At 66.1% G+C, this 19356-nt stretch carries 15 protein-coding genes and 3 pseudogenes; 9 read left to right on the top strand and 9 right to left on the bottom strand.

The genetic code is table 11. The annotated features are described in order from the left end of the window. Positions 1-120: 120 nt before the first annotated feature. From E3D03_RS18030 to E3D03_RS18020, 3 genes are all read left to right on the top strand, one after another. The gene (locus E3D03_RS18030; protein WP_263568089.1) at positions 121-804 is read left to right on the top strand and encodes a M48 family metallopeptidase; all 684 of its coding nucleotides are present in this window, start codon (positions 121-123) and stop codon (positions 802-804) included. 69 nt (positions 805-873) lie between these two features. Continuing rightward, complete coding sequence (locus tag E3D03_RS18025) at positions 874-2067, top strand: hypothetical protein (RefSeq protein WP_263568088.1); 1194 nt, start codon at positions 874-876, stop codon at positions 2065-2067. Further along, the gene (locus E3D03_RS18020) at positions 2064-3410 is read left to right on the top strand and encodes a cytochrome P450 (protein WP_263568087.1); all 1347 of its coding nucleotides are present in this window, start codon (positions 2064-2066) and stop codon (positions 3408-3410) included. The genes E3D03_RS18025 and E3D03_RS18020 overlap by 4 nt, the downstream gene beginning before the upstream one ends. 76 nt (positions 3411-3486) lie before the next feature. Here E3D03_RS18020 and E3D03_RS18015 read toward each other — a convergent pair whose 3' ends face one another. From E3D03_RS18015 to E3D03_RS18005, 3 genes are read right to left on the bottom strand one after another with little or no spacing between them, the layout of a single operon-like run. After that, entirely contained in the window at positions 3487-4959 is a 1473-nt protein-coding gene (locus E3D03_RS18015) for a carboxypeptidase M32 (RefSeq protein ID WP_263568086.1), read from the bottom strand. Next, positions 4956-6101, bottom strand: coding sequence for a heme A synthase (ctaA, locus tag E3D03_RS18010; protein WP_263568085.1), 1146 nt, complete (start codon positions 6099-6101; stop codon positions 4956-4958). Before ctaA ends, E3D03_RS18015 begins: the two co-directional genes overlap by 4 nt. Before the next feature lie 52 nt (positions 6102-6153). Further along, positions 6154-6897 (bottom strand): RNA methyltransferase, encoded by a 744-nt coding sequence (locus E3D03_RS18005; protein ID WP_263568084.1) that lies wholly within the window; start codon positions 6895-6897, stop codon positions 6154-6156. A 75-nt stretch (positions 6898-6972) separates the two neighbouring features. On the opposite strand from E3D03_RS18005, the gene E3D03_RS18000 reads away from it, so the two are divergent. The 5 genes and pseudogenes from E3D03_RS18000 (at position 6973) to E3D03_RS17980 (ending at position 11375) form a co-directional block, all read left to right on the top strand. Then, positions 6973-7584 carry a thiamine phosphate synthase gene (locus E3D03_RS18000; protein ID WP_263568083.1) on the top strand — a complete coding sequence of 204 codons (612 nt, stop codon included), beginning with the start codon at positions 6973-6975 and terminating at the stop codon, positions 7582-7584. Positions 7585-7771: 187 nt separating this feature from the next. After that, the gene (gene guaA / locus E3D03_RS17995; protein WP_263568082.1) at positions 7772-9331 is read left to right on the top strand and encodes a glutamine-hydrolyzing GMP synthase; all 1560 of its coding nucleotides are present in this window, start codon (positions 7772-7774) and stop codon (positions 9329-9331) included. A 313-nt stretch (positions 9332-9644) separates the two neighbouring features. After that, a pseudogene (locus tag E3D03_RS17990) lies at positions 9645-9872 on the top strand (Arm DNA-binding domain-containing protein); the annotation flags it as partial. Between the two features lie 485 nt (positions 9873-10357). Beyond that, positions 10358-10708, top strand: a complete 351-nt coding sequence (gene tnpB / locus E3D03_RS17985; protein ID WP_263568080.1) for an IS66 family insertion sequence element accessory protein TnpB — start codon at positions 10358-10360, stop codon at positions 10706-10708. Positions 10709-10934: 226 nt separating this feature from the next. Further along, positions 10935-11375 (top strand): metallophosphoesterase, encoded by a 441-nt coding sequence (locus E3D03_RS17980; RefSeq protein ID WP_263568079.1) that lies wholly within the window; start codon positions 10935-10937, stop codon positions 11373-11375. Positions 11376-11642: 267 nt separating this feature from the next. Here the strand turns inward: E3D03_RS17980 and traG are convergent. The 4 genes and pseudogenes from traG to E3D03_RS17960 form a co-directional block, all read right to left on the bottom strand. After that, a pseudogene (traG, locus tag E3D03_RS17975) lies at positions 11643-13067 on the bottom strand (IncP-type conjugal transfer protein TraG); the annotation flags it as partial. Positions 13068-13185: 118 nt separating this feature from the next. Beyond that, a complete protein-coding gene (locus E3D03_RS17970) occupies positions 13186-14139 on the bottom strand; it encodes a LysR family transcriptional regulator (RefSeq protein ID WP_263568078.1) in 954 nt (317 codons plus the stop codon). 41 nt (positions 14140-14180) lie between these two features. After that, a complete protein-coding gene (locus tag E3D03_RS17965) occupies positions 14181-14855 on the bottom strand; it encodes an NADPH-dependent F420 reductase (RefSeq protein ID WP_263568077.1) in 675 nt (224 codons plus the stop codon). 36 nt (positions 14856-14891) lie between these two features. Beyond that, positions 14892-16415, bottom strand: coding sequence for an MFS transporter (locus tag E3D03_RS17960; RefSeq protein ID WP_263568076.1), 1524 nt, complete (start codon positions 16413-16415; stop codon positions 14892-14894). A gap of 165 nt (positions 16416-16580) precedes the next feature. On the opposite strand from E3D03_RS17960, the gene E3D03_RS17955 reads away from it, so the two are divergent. Continuing rightward, on the top strand, positions 16581-17459 hold the full coding sequence (locus E3D03_RS17955) for a LysR family transcriptional regulator (protein ID WP_263568075.1): 879 nt from the start codon (positions 16581-16583) through the stop codon (positions 17457-17459). A gap of 22 nt (positions 17460-17481) precedes the next feature. Here E3D03_RS17955 and E3D03_RS17950 read toward each other — a convergent pair. After that, positions 17482-17877 (bottom strand): annotated as a pseudogene (locus E3D03_RS17950) (DUF3363 domain-containing protein); the annotation flags it as partial. Positions 17878-18274: 397 nt separating this feature from the next. Then, positions 18275-19356, bottom strand: a 1082-nt coding sequence (locus E3D03_RS17945) for a DEAD/DEAH box helicase (protein WP_263568074.1), incomplete at its 5' end; no start/stop codon positions are given.

Below are 19356 nucleotides of genomic sequence, written 5' to 3'. Positions count from 1 at the left end.
ATCTGGTTACGCGCTATTGAGTCCGCACTCTAGGCGCGCCATCATGCCGGCGCCTGGCCAGCCGCCGGCGCGACGACACCCTGGCTTGGCGAACCGCCAAAGCGGGCCCATATTGGGGCCATGCTGCGCTATACCCCGATCCTGCTGATCATCCTTTACATGGCCGCGATGTGGTTCTTTTCCATGTGGCGGCTCAAGGCCGAGCTCAACACCCGCTCGACCCCGCTGACGCATCCGCGCCTGACGCCGATGCTGGACCGGCTGGGCCGCGCCATGAACCTGCCGCCGATCCGCGCCCATGTCTATGAGGTGGCGCCGGTGAACGGCATGGCGGTGCCGGACGGGCGCATCTTCCTGACCCGCGGTTTCCTCGACAAGCTGGACGAAGGCCGCGTGACCGAGGCCGAGCTTGCCTCGGTGATCGCGCATGAGCTGGGCCATGTCTCGCTGGGTCATTCCCGGCGCCGGATGATCGACTTCGCCGGCCAGAACGCCATCCGCATGGCGCTGGCGGGCGTGCTGGGCCGCTTCCTGCCCGGCATCGGCGGCTGGATCGCCAACCTGGTCGCCGCCGCCGTCGCCGCCCGGCTGTCGCGCCAGGACGAATTCGAGGCCGACGCCTTTGCCAGCGCCCTGATGGTCAAGGCGGGCTTCGGCACCGACCCGCAGAAAAGCCTGTTTCGCAAGCTGGACCGGCTCGCCGGCGGGCGCGGCACGGCACCGGCCTGGCTGCTGTCGCACCCGCCGACCGCCGCCCGCATCGCCGCCATCGAGCAACTCGAGCGCCGCTGGGGCGTGGCCTGACTTGACGGCTCGCGACTTGCCCGCTCGCCCGGATGGGTTATGCTGCGCCGGCAAAACAACCGCCGTGACATGACCCGCCCCTTTCGCCGCCGCGTCCTCTACATCCCCGGCTATGACCCGATCCCGCCGCGCCGCTACCGCGAGCTTTACAGGCGCGAGGGGGCCGAGCAGGCGCGGATCTCGGGCTACGGGCTGGAATTCGGCCCGCGCCGCGACCGCAAGGGCTTCGGCTGGGGCGTCAGCGGCGAATTCGACGGCGCGCGGGCCGAGGCCGAGTTCGAGGTGCTGGTCTGGGCCGACATCGTGCAGGGCTCGATGGGCCAGTCGATCGCCGCGACCTATGGTCAGCTTTGCCGCACGGCCTGGGCCTATATCGGCTCGGGGGCGCTGTTCCGGCTGATGCGCCTGCGCCGCGGCCCGGTGATCGCGGCGCTTTATCCGGTGGTGGTACTGCTGGCGCAACTGGCCGTGGCGCTGCTGGTCGGCGCGGGCCTGGGCTGGGTCGTCGGCCGGCTGACCGGCTTGGCCTGGCTGGCGCTGCCGGTCACGCTGGCGGTGGCCTGGATCGGGCTGCACCTGTGGCGGCGGCTCGACGGCAAGATCTTCGCCTGGTACCTGATGCACGATTACGCCTTTACCGCCCAGGGTGGCGGCGCCTATCCGCCGGCGCTCGAGGCGCGGCTGGCGCAATTCGCCGACCGCATCGCCGAGGTGCTGGCGGATGATTGGGACGAGGTGCTGGTCGTCGGCCACAGCTCCGGCGCCTACTTGGGGGTCTCGGTGCTCTCGGACCTGATCCGCTCGGGCCGGGTGCCGGCGGGGGCGCGGCTCTCCTACCTGTCGCTGGGCCATGTCGTGCCGATGGCCGCTTTCCTGCCACGCGCGAACCGGCTGCGCGCGGATCTCGCCTATCTCTCGGCGCGCGAGGAGTTCGACTGGGTCGACGTGACGGCGCCGGGCGACGCCTGCTGCTTCGGGCTCTGCGACCCGGTTGCGGTCTCGGGGGTCGAGCCGCCGGGCCGCCGCCAGCCGCTGGTGCTCTCGGCTGCCTTCACCCAGACGCTGTCACCACAAAAGCGCCGCAGCCTGCGCGGGCGCTGGTTCCGGCTGCATTTCCAGTATCTCTGCGCCTTCGACCGCCCCGGCGACTACGATTATTTCGCCATCACCGCCGGGCCGCTGCCGCTTGGCGCGCGCTTCGCCGGCCGCGATCATTCGCCGGGCCGCATCGCCCGGCCGGTCAACCGGTTCACCGCGACATGATCCCGCCGAAACCCGCCTCGCGCCCGGGCAAGCCCTCGCTCTGGCGCTTCCTGCGCGATTTCCGCCAGGACATCCTCTCGGCGCAATCCGACCGGCTTTATCGCGCCTGGATGGCGGAATTCCGCGCGCCCTTCATCCGCAGCTTCACCTGCAACGACCCCAAGCTGATCGACCTGATCCTGAAGCAGCGGCCGATGGATTTCCCGAAATCGCCGCGCATGGCGGCCGGGCTGCAACCGCTCTTGGGCAATTCCAGCTTCATCTCGAACGGCGCGACCTGGCAGCACCAGCGCCGCATCATCGACCAGGCCTTCGAGGGCGGCCGGCTGCGCGAATCCTTCGCCGCCATGTGGGATGCGGCGCAATCCGGCGTCGCTCGGCTGGCACCGCTGGCCGACGGCGCGGATCTGGACATCGAGCCGCTGACCAGCCACATCGCCGCCGACGTGATCTTCCGCACCCTGTTCTCGATCCCGATCGAGGACCGCATCGCCGCCAGAGTGTTCCAGTCCTTCCGCGACCACCAGGACGCGCAGCCGATGGTGAACCTGGGCGGGCTGCTGCCGCTGCCGCGCTGGGCGCGGCTGCACAGCCGCCGCACCCGCACCAGCGCCCGCCGCATCCGCGACCTGATCCGGCAGCTGGTGGCGGACCGGGCGGCGCTGATCGCCCAGGGCCAGGCCCCCGCCGATCTGGCGACCCGGATCATGACCACGACCGATCCCCAGACCGGCGCAGTCTTCACCGCCGCCGAGATGGTCGACGAGGTCGCGACCTTCTTCCTGGCCGGGCACGAAACCGGCGCCTCGGCGCTGGCCTGGGCGCTCTACCTGCTGGCCGAGCATCCCGACTGGCAGGATCGGCTGGCCGAGGAGGCGCGCCGCAACCTCACCCCCGATTTCGCCGCCATCAAGGCGCTGCCGCTGTCCCGCGCCGTGTTCCGCGAGGCGCTGCGGCTTTATCCACCGGTCGCGATGACGGTGCGGCAATGCGCCCATGCCGAGACCCTGCGCGATCGCAAGGCCCCCAAGGGCGCGCAGCTGGTCCTGTCGCCCTGGCACCTGCATCGCCACGAGCGGCTGTGGGACAATCCCGACGGCTTCGACCCCGACCGCTGGCAGACCGAGAACGGCAAGGCCTGCATGCGCGACGCCTATATCCCCTTCTCGGCCGGCGCCCGCGCCTGCCCCGGCGCCGGCTTCGCCATGATCGAGGGGCCGCTGCTTCTCTCGACCCTGGTCCTCGCCTACCGGCTGGAACCCGGACCCGAAAGGCCCGTGCCGATCATGCGCCTGACGCTGCGGGGCAAGAACGGCATCCACCTGCGCCTGTCGAAGCGTTGAATGAGTATTTAAGAAACGGTGAAAGGCAGGGCGCGGCGGCCCTCCTTCACCGTTTTCCAAATACTCGAACCCAAGCTCAAAGCCGGTAGATGCCCGAGAATTTCTCTTCCAGATAGTCCAGCAGCGGCGCCTCGCTGATCTCGGTGCCGGTGGCGCGCTCGATCAAGTCTCGCGGCGGGTAGAGGCCGCCATGGCGCTGCATGTTCTCGCGCAGCCATTCCACCGCCGGATCGGCCTCGCCGCGCGCCAGCGCCGCGTCGAGATCGGGCACGGCGGCGCGCATGGCCGCGTTCAGGCAGCCGGCATAGACATTCCCCAGCGCATAGGTCGGGAAATAGCCGAAAAGCCCGACCGCCCAATGCACGTCCTGCAGGACGCCATTGGCGGGCCGGTCCACGGCCACGCCGAAATCGTTGAGGAAGCGCGCATTCCAGGCCTCGACCAGGTCGCGCGTATCCAGCCGGCCGGCGATCAGATCGCGCTCCAGGTCGAAGCGCAGCATGATATGCAGGTTGTATTGCACCTCGTCGGATTCGGTGCGGATGAAGCCCGGAGTCACCCGGTTGACCGTGGCATGGAAGGCATCCGCATCGGGCAGCGACAGCCCGCCGAAGGCATCCGACATGCGCTGGTAGAGCCAGCCGGTGAAGGCGCGGCCGCGGCCGATCTGGTTCTCGTAGATCCGGCTCTGGCTTTCGTGGGCGCCCATCGAGACGCCGCGGCCCAGCGGCGTGAAGGCATAGTCCGGGTCGATGCCCAGCTCATAGCTGGAATGGCCGACCTCGTGGATGGTCGAATAGAGGCAGTTGAACGGGTCGGTCTCGACCACCCGGGTGGTGATGCGGCTGTCCTGCCAGCGTCCCGAGCTGAAGGGATGCACGGCGATGTCCATGCGGCCGCGGGTCCAGTCGTAGCCGAAGGCGGTGGCGCAGGTCCGCGCCAGGCGAAGCTGGGTTTCCTGCGGGAAATGCCCGGTCAGCGGCTCGGGCTGATAGTCGGCGCCCAGCACGTCCTCGCGCAGCGCGACCAGGCGCGGGCGCATGGCGTCGAACAGCCGCGCGATCTGCGCCTGGGTGGCGCCGGGCTCGTAATCGTCCAGGAGCGCGTCGTAAAGGTCGCCGCCATCGGCCAGCGCCGCGGCCTCCTCGCGTTTCAGCATCAGGATGTCGCCCAGCACCGGCAGGAATTCCTCGGGCGCGTCCTTGGCCCGGGCCTCGGCCCAGACGCCCTGCGCCAGCGAGGTCTGCCGCGCCAGTTCCGTCGCCAGCCGTGCCGGAATGCGCGAGGCGCGGCGGAAATCACGGGCGATCAATTCGATGATGCGGGCGTCCTCATCGTCCTCGGGCACCGCCTGGTCCAGCCATTCGCCGATGCGCGGATCGGTGCGCCGCTCGTGCAGCACCGATTCCATCGCCGCCATCTCTTCGCTGCGCTGCTCGGTCGCGCCGCGCGGCATCACGGTTTCCTGGTCCCAGCCCAGCCGCTCGGCGACCGAGGACAGCGCCTCGGTCTGGCGCTGGAAGGCGAGAAGATCGTCGAAGGCGCTCATCGGATGGTTCCCCTGACCGAGGTTTCATAAGGATAGCGCGCATGGTGGCGCGCGCGCAGGATCAGGGTGAAGAGTGCCACGGCCATGACCTGATGCGCCAGCGCCAAGGGCAGCGGCGCGGCATGGATCACGTTCATGATGCCCAGAAGCACCTGCACCGCCACCGCCGCGATCATCGCGAGATAGGCGCCGCGCGTCTGCGGATGCGGCGAGCGCCGGGCGCGCAGGAACACCACCAGGGCGAAAACCGCCAGCAGATAGCCCACTATGCGGTGGATGAATTGCACCAGGGCCGGGTTCTCGAAGAAATTGCGCCAGCCCAGGGCGGCGTCCCAGATCTCGGCCGGGATCCACTCGCCGCCCATGGTGGGCCAGCCGGTATACATGCGCCCGGCGTCGATGCCGGCGACCAGCGCCCCCAGCAGGATCTGCACGAAGGCCAGGTGCATCAGCCCGGTGGTCATGGAAAACAGCTTGGTTTCGCCCGCCCGGCGCGCGCGCAGCAGCGCCGCCTCGGAGCGGGAAAGCTGCATGACATACCAGGCGATGAAGCCCAGGATCGCGAACGCCAGCCCCAGGTGCAGCGCGAGGCGATAGGAGGCCACGCGCACCATCTGGCCCGACAGGCCCGAATGCACCATCCACCAGCCGATGGCGCCCTGCGCGCCGCCGAGCACGCCCAGCAGCAGCAGCCGCGGCACCCAGCCGGTCGGGATGCGGCGGGCGGCCAGGAAGCCCAGGAAGCCCGCGGCCCAGACCAGGCCGATCAGCCGGCCCAAGAGCCGGTGCGACCACTCCCACCAGTAGATCTGCTTGAAGCCCGCCAGGTCCATGTCCGGATTCACCTGCTGGAACTGCGGGATCAGCTTGTATTTGTCGAACTCGGCAGCCCATGCGGCGGCGTCCATCGGCGGGATCGCCCCGGTCACCGGTTTCCACTCGGTGATCGACAGCCCCGAGCCGGTCAGCCGCGTGGCGCCCCCCAGCGCGATCATCGCCGCGACCAGCACGAAGATGACGATCAGCCACAGCCGGATCGCGCCGCGCGCGCCGCGATGGCCGGCGTCGATCATGCCGCCCGAGGGCTGCGTGGCCTTGGGGCTCGTTTCGGTGACTTCCTGAAAGACGGGGCGTCTTGCCATGTCAGCTTCCTTGTTCGAACAGGCGCGACCTTGGCCCGGGCGCGCCCGGAAATCAATCTGCGCGCCGGACCAGCTGGCGCAGCATGCCGTGGAAGATCCGCGTATCGGCCCGGGTCAGCGGCAGCCGCGACCACAGGTTGCGCAGCGTCAGCTTCATCGCCGGTGCCTTCTCGGCCGGGAAGAAGAAGCCCGCGGCCTCGAGGCGCTCCTCGTAATGGTCGGCCAGCTTCTCGATCTCGATGCGGGTGGCGGGCGCCTCGCCATCGGGGCGGCGGCCATGCGGGGCGGGCTCGGGCGGCAGGCTCTCGCGCGCCCATTCATAGCCGTTGAGCAGCACCGCCTGCGCCAGATTCAGCGAGGGGAAATCCGGGTTCACCGGCACGGTGATGATGGCATTGGCGCGCGCCACGTCGTCGTTTTCCAGCCCCGCGCGCTCGGGGCCGAACAGGATCGCGGTGCGGCCGCCCTGAGCATGGCGCTGCCGGGCATCGGCCATGGCGGTGGCGGGGGTCAGCACCGGCTTCGTCAGTTCGCGGCCGCGCGCGGTGGTGGCATAGGCATAATCGACGTCCGCCATGGCCTCGGCCAGGGTCGCAAACACCCGCGCCCGGTCCAGCACCCGGCCGGCGGCCCCCGAGGCCATGGCCACGGCGCGCGGATTGGGCCAGCCGTCGCGCGGCGCCACCAGGCGCATGTCGGTCAGGCCGAAATTCAGCATGGCGCGCGCGGCCGCGCCGATGTTCTCGCCCATCTGCGGGCGCACGAGGATGATCGCGGGTTCCATGCGCGGGGCCATATCCTTCCCGGGAAGCACTGGCAAGGCGCGCGGCGCTGCGCTATCTGCTGGGGCGAACTTCAGGATGACAGCGCCATGACAGACCAACCGAATTCGCCGCAGCTCTATCTGATCACCCCCGTCGGCGCGGCGGCCTCGACATTGGGGCCGATGCTTGCCGATGTCATGGACCGCTTTCCCATAGCCTGCCTGCGCATCCCCGGGGCCGGCTCCGAGGAGGAACTGGGCCGCATCGCCGACCTGGCGCGCGAGATCGCCCATGCCCGCGACGTGGCGGTGGTGATCGACGATCACGTGGCGCTGGCGCAGCGCCACGGGCTCGACGGCGTGCACCTGACCGACGGCGCGCGCTCGGTGCGCTATGCCAGGAAAGAGCTGGGCCAGGACGCCATCGTCGGCGCCTTCTGCGGCACCTCGCGCCACGACGGCATGAACGCGGCCGAGGCCGGGGCGGATTACGTCAGCTTCGGCCCCTGCGGCGCCTCGGCGCTGGGCCATGGCGCCCCGGCCGAGCTGGACCTGTTCCAATGGTGGTCCGAGGTGATCGAGGTGCCGGTGGTGGCCGAAGGCGCGCTGACGCCGGCGCTGATCGGCCAGCTGGCACCGGTCAGCGATTTCATCGCGCTCGGGCCCGAGATCTGGTCCGAACCCGATCCGGTCGAGGCGCTGGGGCATCTCTGGCGCTGACGGCGCCGGCGGCATGGTCGGCATGGGTATTTGGGCAACAAAGAAGGCGATTGGTTCCGATTGGATGGCACCGTCGGCTCGGGCGCGACGACCGGCCTTCTTTGTTGCGAAAATACCCCTGCGGCGCTGCGGCCGGCGATGCGTCAGCCCTCTTGCGAAGCGCATTGCCGCAGCCTAAAGCCTTGCCATGACCCAGCATCAGCGCCTTCTTATCATCGACTTCGGCTCCCAGGTGACGCAGCTTATCGCGCGGCGCCTGCGCGAATTGAATGTCTATTGCGAAATCCATCCCTTCAACGCGGTGGATGACGCCTTCCTGAACGCTTTCGCCCCGCAGGCGGTGATCCTGTCGGGCGGTCCGGCCTCGGTCACCGAAGCCGGCTCGCCGCGTTGCCCGCAGGCCGTGTTCCAGATGCGCGTGCCGGTGTTCGGCATCTGCTACGGCCAGCAGGTGATGATGGAGCAGCTGGGCGGCCGCGTCGAATCTGGCCATCACGCCGAATACGGCCGCGCCTTCATCGCCCCGGCCGAGGGCCACAGGGGCGACGGCATCTTCGCCGGCCTGTTCGATACCGGCCGCGAGGAAGTCTGGATGAGCCATGGCGACCGGGTGACGCAGCTCGCGCCCGGTTTCGAGGTCATCGGCACTTCGCCCAACGCTCCCTTCGCCATGATCGCGGACGAGGCGCGCAAGTTCTTCGCCGTGCAGTTCCACCCCGAGGTGCATCACACCCCGAACGGCCGGCGGATGCTGGAGAATTTCGTGCGCATGGCCGGCTTTACCGGCGACTGGACCATGGCCTCCTATCGCCAGGAAGCGATCCGCAAGATCCGCGAGCAGGTCGGGACCAAGCGCGTCATCTGCGGCCTGTCCGGCGGCGTCGACAGCTCGGTCGCCGCGGTGCTGATCCACGAGGCGATCGGCGACCAGCTGACCTGCGTCTTCGTCGACCACGGCCTCTTGCGGCTGAACGAGGCCCAGGAAGTCGTGACCATGTTCCGCGACACCTACAACATCCCCCTGATCCATGCCGACGAGGCCGACCTGTTCATCGGCGCGCTGGAGGGCGTCTCGGACCCCGAGGTCAAGCGCAAGACCATAGGCCGCCTGTTCATCGACGTGTTCCAGAAATACGCCAACGGAATCGAGGGCGCGGAATTCCTGGCCCAAGGCACGCTTTACCCGGACGTGATCGAATCGGTCAGCTTCTCGGGCGGCCCCTCGGTCACCATCAAGAGCCATCACAATGTCGGCGGCCTGCCCGAGAAGATGGGGTTGAAGCTGGTCGAGCCGCTGCGCGAGCTGTTCAAGGACGAGGTGCGCGCGCTCGGCCGCGAGCTGGGCCTGCCGGAAAAATTCATCGGCCGCCACCCCTTCCCCGGCCCCGGCCTCGCCATCCGTTGCCCGGGCGAGATCACCCGCGACAAGCTCGACATCCTGCGCAAGGCCGATGCGGTCTTCATCGACCAGATCCGCAAGCACGGGCTTTACGACGAGATCTGGCAGGCCTTCGTCGCCATCCTGCCGGTGCGCACCGTGGGCGTGATGGGCGACGGCCGGACCTACGACTATGCCTGCGCGCTGCGGGCGGTGACCTCGGTCGACGGCATGACGGCGGATTACTATCCCTTCACGCATGAGTTCCTTGGCGAAACCGCAACGCGGATCATCAACGAGGTCAAGGGCATCAACCGCTGCACCTATGACATCACCTCGAAGCCGCCCGGCACCATCGAGTGGGAATAATTCGCGCCTACCCAAACGCCGCCGACAACCGCCGGTTCCTCCACAACCAACTGAAAATAAAGAGATTTCTTTTCATTATCTTTCGACGTCAATCGCCGAGCAAGCCTCGCGATCGACGGTGGAGCTCACGGTATGGGGCGTCTTGTGACATCGCAGAATTGCGTATACCGTCATGGCTTAGAGAGCTTGTGACGGTATTTTTTTGACCTTATTCCATTGAGAATAAAGGATAATTCGTCGTCATGATTGGTCGGTTCTGGCCTGACGGCATTAGGGGCTCTCTGGCGTTTTTTGAACGATCCAGGAGGGTCCGATGCTTACCGATGCGGCAATCAAGGCACTGAAACCAAAAGGCAAATTATACAAGATCTCTGACCGTGACGGTATGTATGTCGTCGTGAACCCGTCGGGTGCCGTCGTGTTCCGCTATGACTACCGTATGCACGGTCGACGCGAGACCTTGACCCTCGGCCGATACGGGCCGGCGGGCCTCTCTCTGGCCCGTGCGCGGGAGAAGCTGATCGACGCGCAGCGTTCGATTCAGGGTAACCGGTGCAAAGACCCCATGTTTCAATGAATCAATGACTTAGCGATGCTGTCACCACCTGAAGAAGGAGGTGACACATGCTGGACGGAGAGGTCCCGGAGAAGGATGAAATGGTCTGGGGCTTTGCGGTTCCGACCCGTAGCGGCGGACGGCGGCAATGGCCCTCGGCGCTTCGCGCCATGGCGGTCGAGCGGATCGCGGCCGGCGAAGGAATTCGGGAGGTCGCCGAGGAGATCGGGCCAACAAGTCCATGGTGGCGGTCTGGGTCAAGAACGCGCAGCGCAAAGATTCCGCGCCGGCGTTCTTCGAGGTCGTGCCGCCGGCGAGGCCAAGCCCGGCCGGAAACAGAGCACGGTGGTTGGCCCGGACGATGCGGCCCCGACCTGCCGGATCAGTATCGGCGACGCCGATATCGCGATACCGCCCGGCTACCCGGCCGATCACCTGGCCGAGGTTCTGCGCGCGGTGAGGGCCTCGCAGTGATTTCCCCCGCCGGCAGTTTCCGCATCTTCCTGGCCTCCGAGCCGATCGATTTCCGCAAGGGCATGGACGGGCTGGTGGCCCATGTCGCCAACCATTTTGACCTCGATCCCTTCAATGGCGCCATCTACGTGTTTCGCTCCCGCCGCGCGGACCGGCTGAAACTGCTGGTCTGGGACGGCACCGGCCTGGTGCTGACCATGAAGCGCCTGAACGGCGGGCGGTTCACCTGGCCGAAGCCGCAGGCCGGGCCGGTGGTGCTGAGCAAGGTGCAGTTCGACGCGCTGTTCGAGGGAATCGACTGGCGCGCCGTGACGGCGACCTCAGTTCGCAAACCCTCGTTCCTCTGAGCAATCCACAGACCGGACCACCTTCCGGTTTTTACCCACATCGCGCCGGGCATGTTGTGCCGCGGCTTCGGTCCATCATGCCTGCTTTCAAAGGGTATATCCATGCTGTCCGCACATTCTCGCGACCAGGTCGCCGCTCCGCTCTCCATCTCTCCGTCGGCCAAGGCGGGTCTCGCTCCCACCTGGGGACGCCCAACCCAAGTCTTGCTGCGGAGGTGTGTGGTCAATGACCATCCTGATCACCGCCGACCTGCACCTCGACCTCTGGGCTGACGCCGGGCGCGATCCGTTTGCCGGCATCGTGCCGGTGCTGCGCGACCTCGACGCGCTGATCATCGCGGGCGACCTTGCCGATGATCCAAAGCGGAACTGGCCCTGGGCGCTGTCCAGGATCGCGCGGCTGGTCTCGCCCGCACGGATCTGGGTGATCCCGGGCAACCATGACTATTACGGCGCCACGCTCGATGACGATGTTCTGGCCCGGGTCACGGCGGAGGTGGGGGTGGACCTTGCCCAGAAGCGGGTCCTGACCTTCGGCAATTGTCGCCTGCTGTGCTGCACGCTCTGGACCGACTTCGCGCTGACCGGCGATCCGGAGGCGGCCATGGCCCGCGCCGGGATGGGGATGCTGGATTACGCCCGGATCCGTCGGGCGGAGGGCGGCTGATCCGCCCCGAGGATACCATCAAGATTCACCGCGATCATCTCGACTGGCTGCCGCGGGAGATCGCCAGGCTCTGGCGCGGACAGACCATTGTCGTCACCCATCATGCCCCATGCGCGGCGGTCTCCGGTCCGATCTCCAGCATCAGCCCGGCCTTCGCCTCGGATCTGGAAAGCTGGATCGACTCACACCAGCCCGTCTACTGGTTCTTCGGTCACACGCATCGTCCGGTCTCGACCCGCATTCGGCGCACCGGTTGTCAATGTCTCGCTCGGCTACGCGTTTGGCGGTGCGCTCGTCGTTCGTCGCGAAGTTCACGCGAACATGGCAATTGTCGAAAATGGCATTGTTCGGCCCATAGGCCCGCTCGATCTGATTGAGGTTCTGTGCGATGAGGAAACCCTTGAACCCGTAGCCCGCCATGAAGGCCAAGGCGCTCTCGAACAAGTCGAGCCGTCCCGGCGCCGGAAACTCGTCGAGCATCAGCAGCAGCCGATGGCGCTTGGTGGAAGCGGTCAGCTCCTCGGTCAGCCGGCGGCCGATCTGGTTGAGGATCAGGCGGATGAGCGGCTTGGTGCGGTTGCTGTCCGACGGCGGCACGACAAGGTAGAGGCTGACCGGCCTCCGGCCGCCGACAAGATCGGCAATGCGCCAGCCGCAGCGGGCGGTGACGCGCGCGACGACGGGATCGCGATACAAGCCCAGGAACGACATGGCTGTGCTCAATACGCCCGACCGCTCGTTCTCGCTCTTGTTCAGCAGTTCGCGCGCCGACGATGCGATGACAGGATGAACGCCGGCCTCGCCGAGATGCGGCGTGTCCATCATCGCGCGCAAGGTCGCCTCGACCGGGCGGCGCGGATCGGAGAGGAAGTTGGCGACGCCGGCCAGCGTCTTGTCGGGCTCAGCGTAGAGGACATGCAGGATCGCGCCGACAAGCAGGCTGTGGCTGGTCTTTTCCCAATGGTTGCGCTTGTCGAGGCTGCCTTCGGGATCGATCAGAATATCCGCGAAGTTCTGCACGTCGCGGACTTCCCATTCCCCTTGCCGGACTTCTAGCAACGGATTGTAGGCCGACGAACGGGCATTGGTCGGATCGAACAGCAGCACGCGGCCATGCCGTGACCGGAAGCCCGCGGTGAGGCCCCACTTCTCGCCCTTGATGTCATGGACGATGCAGCTTCCCGGCCAGGTCAGCAGCGTCGGCACGACGAGGCCGACGCCCTTGCCGGATCGGGTCGGGGCGAAGCAAAGGACATGCTCGGGGCCGTCATGGCGCAGGTAGTTGCGTTCGTATTTGCCGAGCACGACGCCATCGGAACCGAGCAGGCCGGCGCTGCGGATTTCCTTGTCCTCGGCCCAGCGCGCCGAACCATAGGTCGCGACGTTGCGAGCCTCGCGCGAACGAATGATCGACATGGTGATCGCGGCGACGATGACGAGGAAACCGCCGGACGCGGCGATGATCGCGCCTTCGGTGAAGATCGCGGGCGCGTAGGCATCGAAGGAGAACCACCACCAGAAGAAGACCGGCGGATAATAGACCGGCCAGCCCGCCAGATCGAACCACGGATTTCCGAGTTGCGCCTGAAAGCCGAGCCGCCATGCGGTCCATCGGGTCGTGGCACAGGTCATCACGAACACGATGGTCAGGACGATGACGATCTGACCCCAGAGGATACGGCCTCCACGCATACAGGCTCCAATTCGGCAAAAATATCGGAGCCGATCAGAGAATGGGGGTTTTCGGAAGGAGCAACTGCGAAGTTGAGTCAGGAGGGCCGCCGGATAGCATCGGCAGTGAATCGGATGGTTAGGCCGGTGCTGCCGCAATCCCGCGCTCTCGCCGCATCTCGTCGGCAAGGTCGAGCAGGTTTCGCAGCGCGGCGCTTTGGTTGAAGGGCGACCACACTGCGGAGAACACGACAGGTTCGGGCTCGTCGGCAATCGGCAGGAAGCGCACGCCCGCGACGGGAGACAGGCTCGACGCCTCGCCGAGCAGCGTGATGCCGAAACCCTGTCCGACCATGTGAAGAAGCGACGCGCGTTCGACGCCGACCCGCAGGATCGAAGGTGCCGGCCAGCGACTCGATAGCCGCAGCAGGATATGGTCATGGACCTGTGGTCCTGGCCCGCCGGGGCGAACGAGGATGGTTTCGCCGGCAAGATCGGCCCAGGTGACGTGCTCCTGCCCGGCGAGTGGATGGCGATCCGACAGGGCTACGACTAGCGGTTCGGTCCAAACTCGCCGGGAGCGGCAGTCGGGGAGATCGGGCGTCCCGACCACGAATGCGATGTCGAGCTGACCAGCGCGCAGTCGGGTGATCGCCTCTCGCGCCGTGCTCTCGGCGATTTCCAGATCGATGCCGGGATAGTCATCACGGTATCGGCCGATCAGGTTGGCAAGGAAGCTGTGCGGGATCAGGCCGTGGACGCCCATGCGCAGGCGGCCGCGTTCTCCCAGGGCCGCCATACCGGCGGATTTCACGGCATGGTCGAGATGTTCGACACCGGCCGATACCCGCTCGACAAAGAGGCGTCCGGCCTCGGTGAGCCGGACGCCTCGGGTGTTGCGCTCGAACAGGAGGACGCCAAGCTCTTCCTCCAGCGCCTTAATGCGTGCACTGACGCTCGACTGGCTCACGCCGAGCGCATTGGCGGCGCGGTAGAAGCTGAGATGCTCGGCGACGGCCAGCATTTGAATGAGCGATGCGAGGGGAATGCGCGAGCCGAGCGCGATCGGCACTCCACGTTGACGGTCGATCATCGGAGCTGATCGTCGTCGCCGCATCGCTCACCTCCGTCCGATTAGGTGCGGATACCGCGATCAAAGCGCCAGTTGCCATCTGGCACGAAGCTGTCGCGGGTGGTCGTCGCCAGCCGTTCCTCAAGCATGTTCCTGTCCAGCGAAATGCAATAGACCGGCCTGCGGCGCTCGAAGCGCCATCCATCGGCCAAGCCTCCCGCATCGACGGAATCGTAGCCGATCTGGTCGAGGAACGTGGTAACGGCCGCTTTCGCATCGGCATCGTCTCCGGCCATGGGAAGCGCACGCCGATCCTTCGCGCCGGCCGGGCGGGCATCGGGAACCACGTCCTCCACCAGAATGGAGTTGAGGGCCTTGACCACCTTGGAGCCCGGAAGGAGCCTTGCCAGCACCTCGGCGGTCGTAAGCTCGCCGCTGTCCAGTGCTGGCACCGGACCGAAATGCGGAAAATAGTTCTGCGGGTTCAGCACTATTTTTCCTGCCAGCGGCGCAGCCGGAATGGCCGGTGACATTTGCAGATGGATGGCCGCGACGATCATTTCACCGAAAGCGGCAACGTCATCCACGGTTCCCACCTCACAGCCGATCTGCTGGCCGATGTGCCGGATCGTTTCCGGTCCTCTGGAATTGCTCAGCATGACCTGATGACCGGCCCTTGCTGCCAGCAATCCCACGGCCTGCGCCATTCGCCCTGCGCCAATGATCCCGATTTTCATCTCTGTTCCTTCCGCGCTTCTGGTGTTCATCCGGGTTCAGCGCGGCAAGGCTTCCGCCTGCGCCGCCTTCTTCCCCCCGAAGACAAGGAAGCTCACCAGCGCGAGGGACCACGCCGAGACTGCGCCGTAGAGCGTGACCCAGCCGATGCCATGCGCCAGCGCATCGCGGGCGTTGGCGATGGAAAACCCGTGGGTTTCGGCGGCGGCGAGATTTCCCGCCGATACGGCGCCCGCCAATTCCCGAAGCGTGGCTTCGGTCGGGAGCTGCGGAAGCGCCTGAGCAAGATGGGCATAGACGCCGCCCAACAGGATAAGACCCATGATCGCGATATTGACCGACAGCGAAATGAACCGCGCGCTCATATCCATGCCCGACGCCATGCCGGCCCGCTCCGGCGGAACAGCGGCGGTTGCCGTGTTGGTGACGGGCGTGTTGGTGAAGCCGAGGCCGATCCCGGCGACTATGCAGCCGGGAAGCAGCGTCATCCAGTTAGCGTGGGCGCTCGCGGTGACAAGATGCAGAAGGACGAAGCCCGCGCCGATGGTGAACAGGCCGAAGGGAATGACGACACCCGGCCCCCGGCGAAGCAGTAGGCGTTCAGCCAACGGCTGCACCACGATGGTCGGCACGGTATAGGCCAGCACGGTCAGGCCCGCCGCGATGGCGTCATAGCCCAGCACGGCTTGCAGATAGATGGGCAGATAGATCACGAACGGCCAGAAGCTGAAATTCATGCCGCTGGACCCAAGCAACGCGCCTGAAAGCCTGCGAATCCGCAAGGCCGAGAAGTCGAACATCGGCCGCGCAATGCGGTTCTCGACGACGACGAACAGCACGAAACTGGCGATGCTAACTGCGAGGATCGCCAGCGCAGCCGGATTCGCCAGCCCCAATTCCTGCCCCTGCGTAATCAGATAAACCATTCCGAACACCGCAATCGACAGCGTGACCATGCCGGCAAGGTCGATCCGGGTGGCTTGGGGATCGGAAGATTCCTCGACACCCTTTTGAGCAAACAGCACCGTGACCGCCGCGATCGCGACATGGATCAGAAACACCCATTGCCAGCTTGCCAGCGTGATAATCCCGCCGCCGACTATCGGACCGAAGCCAAGGCCGATCCCGAAGATGATGCCCCACCAGCCGAACGCCTTGCCGCGTTCCGCTCCGTCCCGAAATTGGTGCGACAGCACCGCGACTTGGCAGGCCAGCATGGCCGCTGCGCTGAGTCCTTGCAGAAAGCGCGCCGCGATCAGAAGCGGCGCGCTGGTCGCCAGCCCGCAGATAAGGGACGCGATCCCGAAGACCACGACGCCCGACATGAAGATGCGCTTCCGGCCGAACCGATCCCCCAAAGCGCCCATTGCCATCAACACCGCGCACATGGCGATGGTGTAGGCGTTCATGATCCATTGCAGTTGCCGGAAATCGGCCGGGAGAACACTTTCCAGCGTCGGCAGGATGGAGGGGATGCTGGTAATTTCCAGCCCGAGCATGAGCGCCGAAAGACATACGGCGACAAGCGCGAAGCTGTTCTTGGATGAGGAAGCAGGATTCATATCTTGGCCTTGCTGTTGCTTGCAGCACAAGGCGGCTCATCACCTACGGCGATATGCGTTACTCCTGCGCGCGACGATGCGGTTCGCTTGCAGAAATGCCGCCGATATGCTCATTTGACAATCGTATGGCAGGCCATTTCAGTGACAACAAAAATGGATAGATAGATGGGCGTGCTTGAGGTCGATGCCGTCCGGGCCTTTGTGATGATCGCCGATCTTCAGAGCTTCACCCGCGCAGCCGAGGCCCTTGGCTCGACGCAGGGGGCGGTCAGCGTGAAACTGAAGCGGCTGGAAGATCGTCTCGGCAAGAAGCTGATCGAGCGCACGCCGAGGCAGGTGCGTCTGTCCGCGCAAGGCGAAACTTTCCTGCCGCCCGCCCGCGAATTCCTTGCATCTCATGAACGCGCGATTGCGGCGCTCGCGGCGGAAAGGCGCCGCTTCCGGCTCGGTATTGCGGCTCACGTCATGGGGCCGGAGGTTCCGACCTTGCTGGCAAAGCTCAAATCGCTCGATCCCTGCCTTGCGGTCGAGGTTCTGGTCGACAATTCGCGCGCGCTTCTGGATGCCTATGAGGACGGGACGCTGGATGCCGTGATCGTGCGCAGCGACGACGACCGGCGCGACGGCGAAGTGCTCGGCCCGGAGCATTTCGGCTGGTTCGCGTCATCGGATTTCGAGCATCACGCCGGCAAGCCGTTGCGGATCGCAAGCCATCCTTCGTGCTGCACGGTTCGGGAAGTGGCGACACGGCTGCTCGATGGCGCGTCGATTCCGTGGAACGAGGTATTCGTCGGCGGCACCTCGGCGGTGACGGCGGCCTTGTCGGCAGGTCTTGCAGTCGCCGCGTTCCCCTGCCGGCTGGCGACCCCCGACATGATCGAGGTCAGCCAGATGCTCAACCTGCCGGCCATTCCCTCGCTGTCCATCATTCTGCATTCGTCTCTGACCGACCCCAAGACGCGAGAAACGCTTCGCGCGATCACGGCGGCGTTCAGCGAACATCGCAGAAACAGCAACAGGCAGATCAGCCTCGTCTCGGCATAAGGCCCGGCATTCTCACGCTCTGTCAGATCGACAACCCCCGTTGCCGCCCCAACTGCCAGGACACCGATCCGCCCTGAACGATGCCCACGACCTCCTTGCCGAGCTGGCGGTCGATGACCGGCCGCCACGGGACCAGCGTGAACTCATGGCTCTGTTCGACCACGGCGAACTTGCCGCTCGTTAGCTGCACGGTCCCGGTGAACTTGCCGCTGACCGTCTCGCCGTCGGTCGTGGCGCGGAACGGCAGGTTCTTGGTCGCGGCCATCTCGCCGCCGATGCGCTCGATTTCCCTCGCGCGCAGCGTGGCGAGGAGATTGTGCCGGTAGAGCGTCCCGCCGTTCGGGCCGGGTGATGCGTCGCCATGGTCGATATGATGCTGACGGCGGCGGTCCATCGCCTCGCGCACCTCAAGGCCGAAAAGCCTGGTGCGCAGCTTCTTCGGCGGCACGAACAGCGGTGGTGCCGTGCCGGTGAGAAATCGGGGCACGAAGGGCTTTTCCTCGCCGACGCGAAGATTGAGGCGCGCTGTCGGCGGGTTTCAGATGACCTCGCCGAAGCGCAAGCGCGTCGGTCGCCAATCGTGCTTGATGGGGCCTCCGGTTGATCGCGCCGCAGCCACGCCGAGAAGTCTTCCATTTGATCGCCATCGGGAAGAATTGCCGACAGGCAGACGATGCGGCGTTGATCGGCGTCCTGACGACGCAGGAGGCGCTGAATCTGGACCTCGTATCGAACTTCGCGTTCGCCGGGACCGATCATATGGCCCTCGTCGAACACGAGCAGGCCCACATCGTCGAGCAGCGACGGATCGTTCCTCAAGGCGAATCGAGCTTCTCGGGGGTCGCCACAACGATGTCGCGTTCGTGGATGACATCCTCGTCCAAGCCGGACACGCCGATGCTACCGTAAAGGGCGGAGATGGTATTGCCGAGCGGCCCGAAAGTGCGTTGAAGCGTGGTTTCTGTTTGCGCTGACAGGGCGCGAAGCGGTGTCACGAACATGACGCGCCGGCCGCCGGCCAAACATCTTAGAATGGACAATTCGGCGATGCGGGTCTTGCCGGCACTGGTGAGCAGGGAGACGACGAGGTTGTCGGTCTGGTCGACAGCGCGCACCGCCGACTCAGTCTGTGACGGCCATAGGTCGACCTCGGCCTTTGGGCGTCGAGCGAGCAAGGCGATGAAGAGTTCCCGGAGGCCGGGCCATGAAGGAGCAGCGCCGCCGGCCGGAAGCAGCGGGACCTTTTCGTGGAAGGTATTCGACCAAAGATCGGAAAGCAGATGGATAGCGATCCGGTGCACCCACCGTTGCGGCAGAAGGTTCAACTCCCCGCAGATGTCGAGATTCTCGCGAAGTTGCGCGATCGCCCGGTCGAGAGGAGCACGTTCGCCGCGATCCAGGGCGAGCAGGAACATCGCAAAGGCGCCGAAGAATGCGTCCGTCAGTGCGAGATCCAGGCCCTCGAAAAGAAAGTCTTTTCCGTCCCGTTCCGGCGCGTCGGCGGCGACGGGCTCGGCGAGGCGCTGCTGGAAGAGTGCAGCAATGGTCGCGTCTGATCCTCGGCCATCGAGGCGAAAGGCATACACTCGCGCGCGCAGCGCGTTGATGTCTCGGCGCATCAACAGTGCGAGCGCCTGTTCGATCGGCGAGAAATTCGCCTCGCCGGCCACGATTGCAAGGAGCGAGTAGGCGCGGGCGGAGAGGTGCGCGAGGTGATGGCTGGCCGCTGCCATCACAAAATGGGAGTCGCGGTCTGCTTCGTCGCGATTGCCTTTGGCCATAACCGCTTCGAGGGCCGTAGCGGCCTGCTCGAACGCAGTCCGTGCCTGGCTCGGGTCGCCATCGAGTTCGAGGAGACGCAGCCCTAGGTTATGTTGACAAATGGCGGATCCATAGC

The organism is Paracoccus sp. DMF (assembly GCF_004407025.1).
Lineage (GTDB): Bacteria > Pseudomonadota > Alphaproteobacteria > Rhodobacterales > Rhodobacteraceae > Paracoccus > Paracoccus aminovorans_B.
This window is presented reverse-complemented; position numbering and strand designations above follow the sequence as displayed.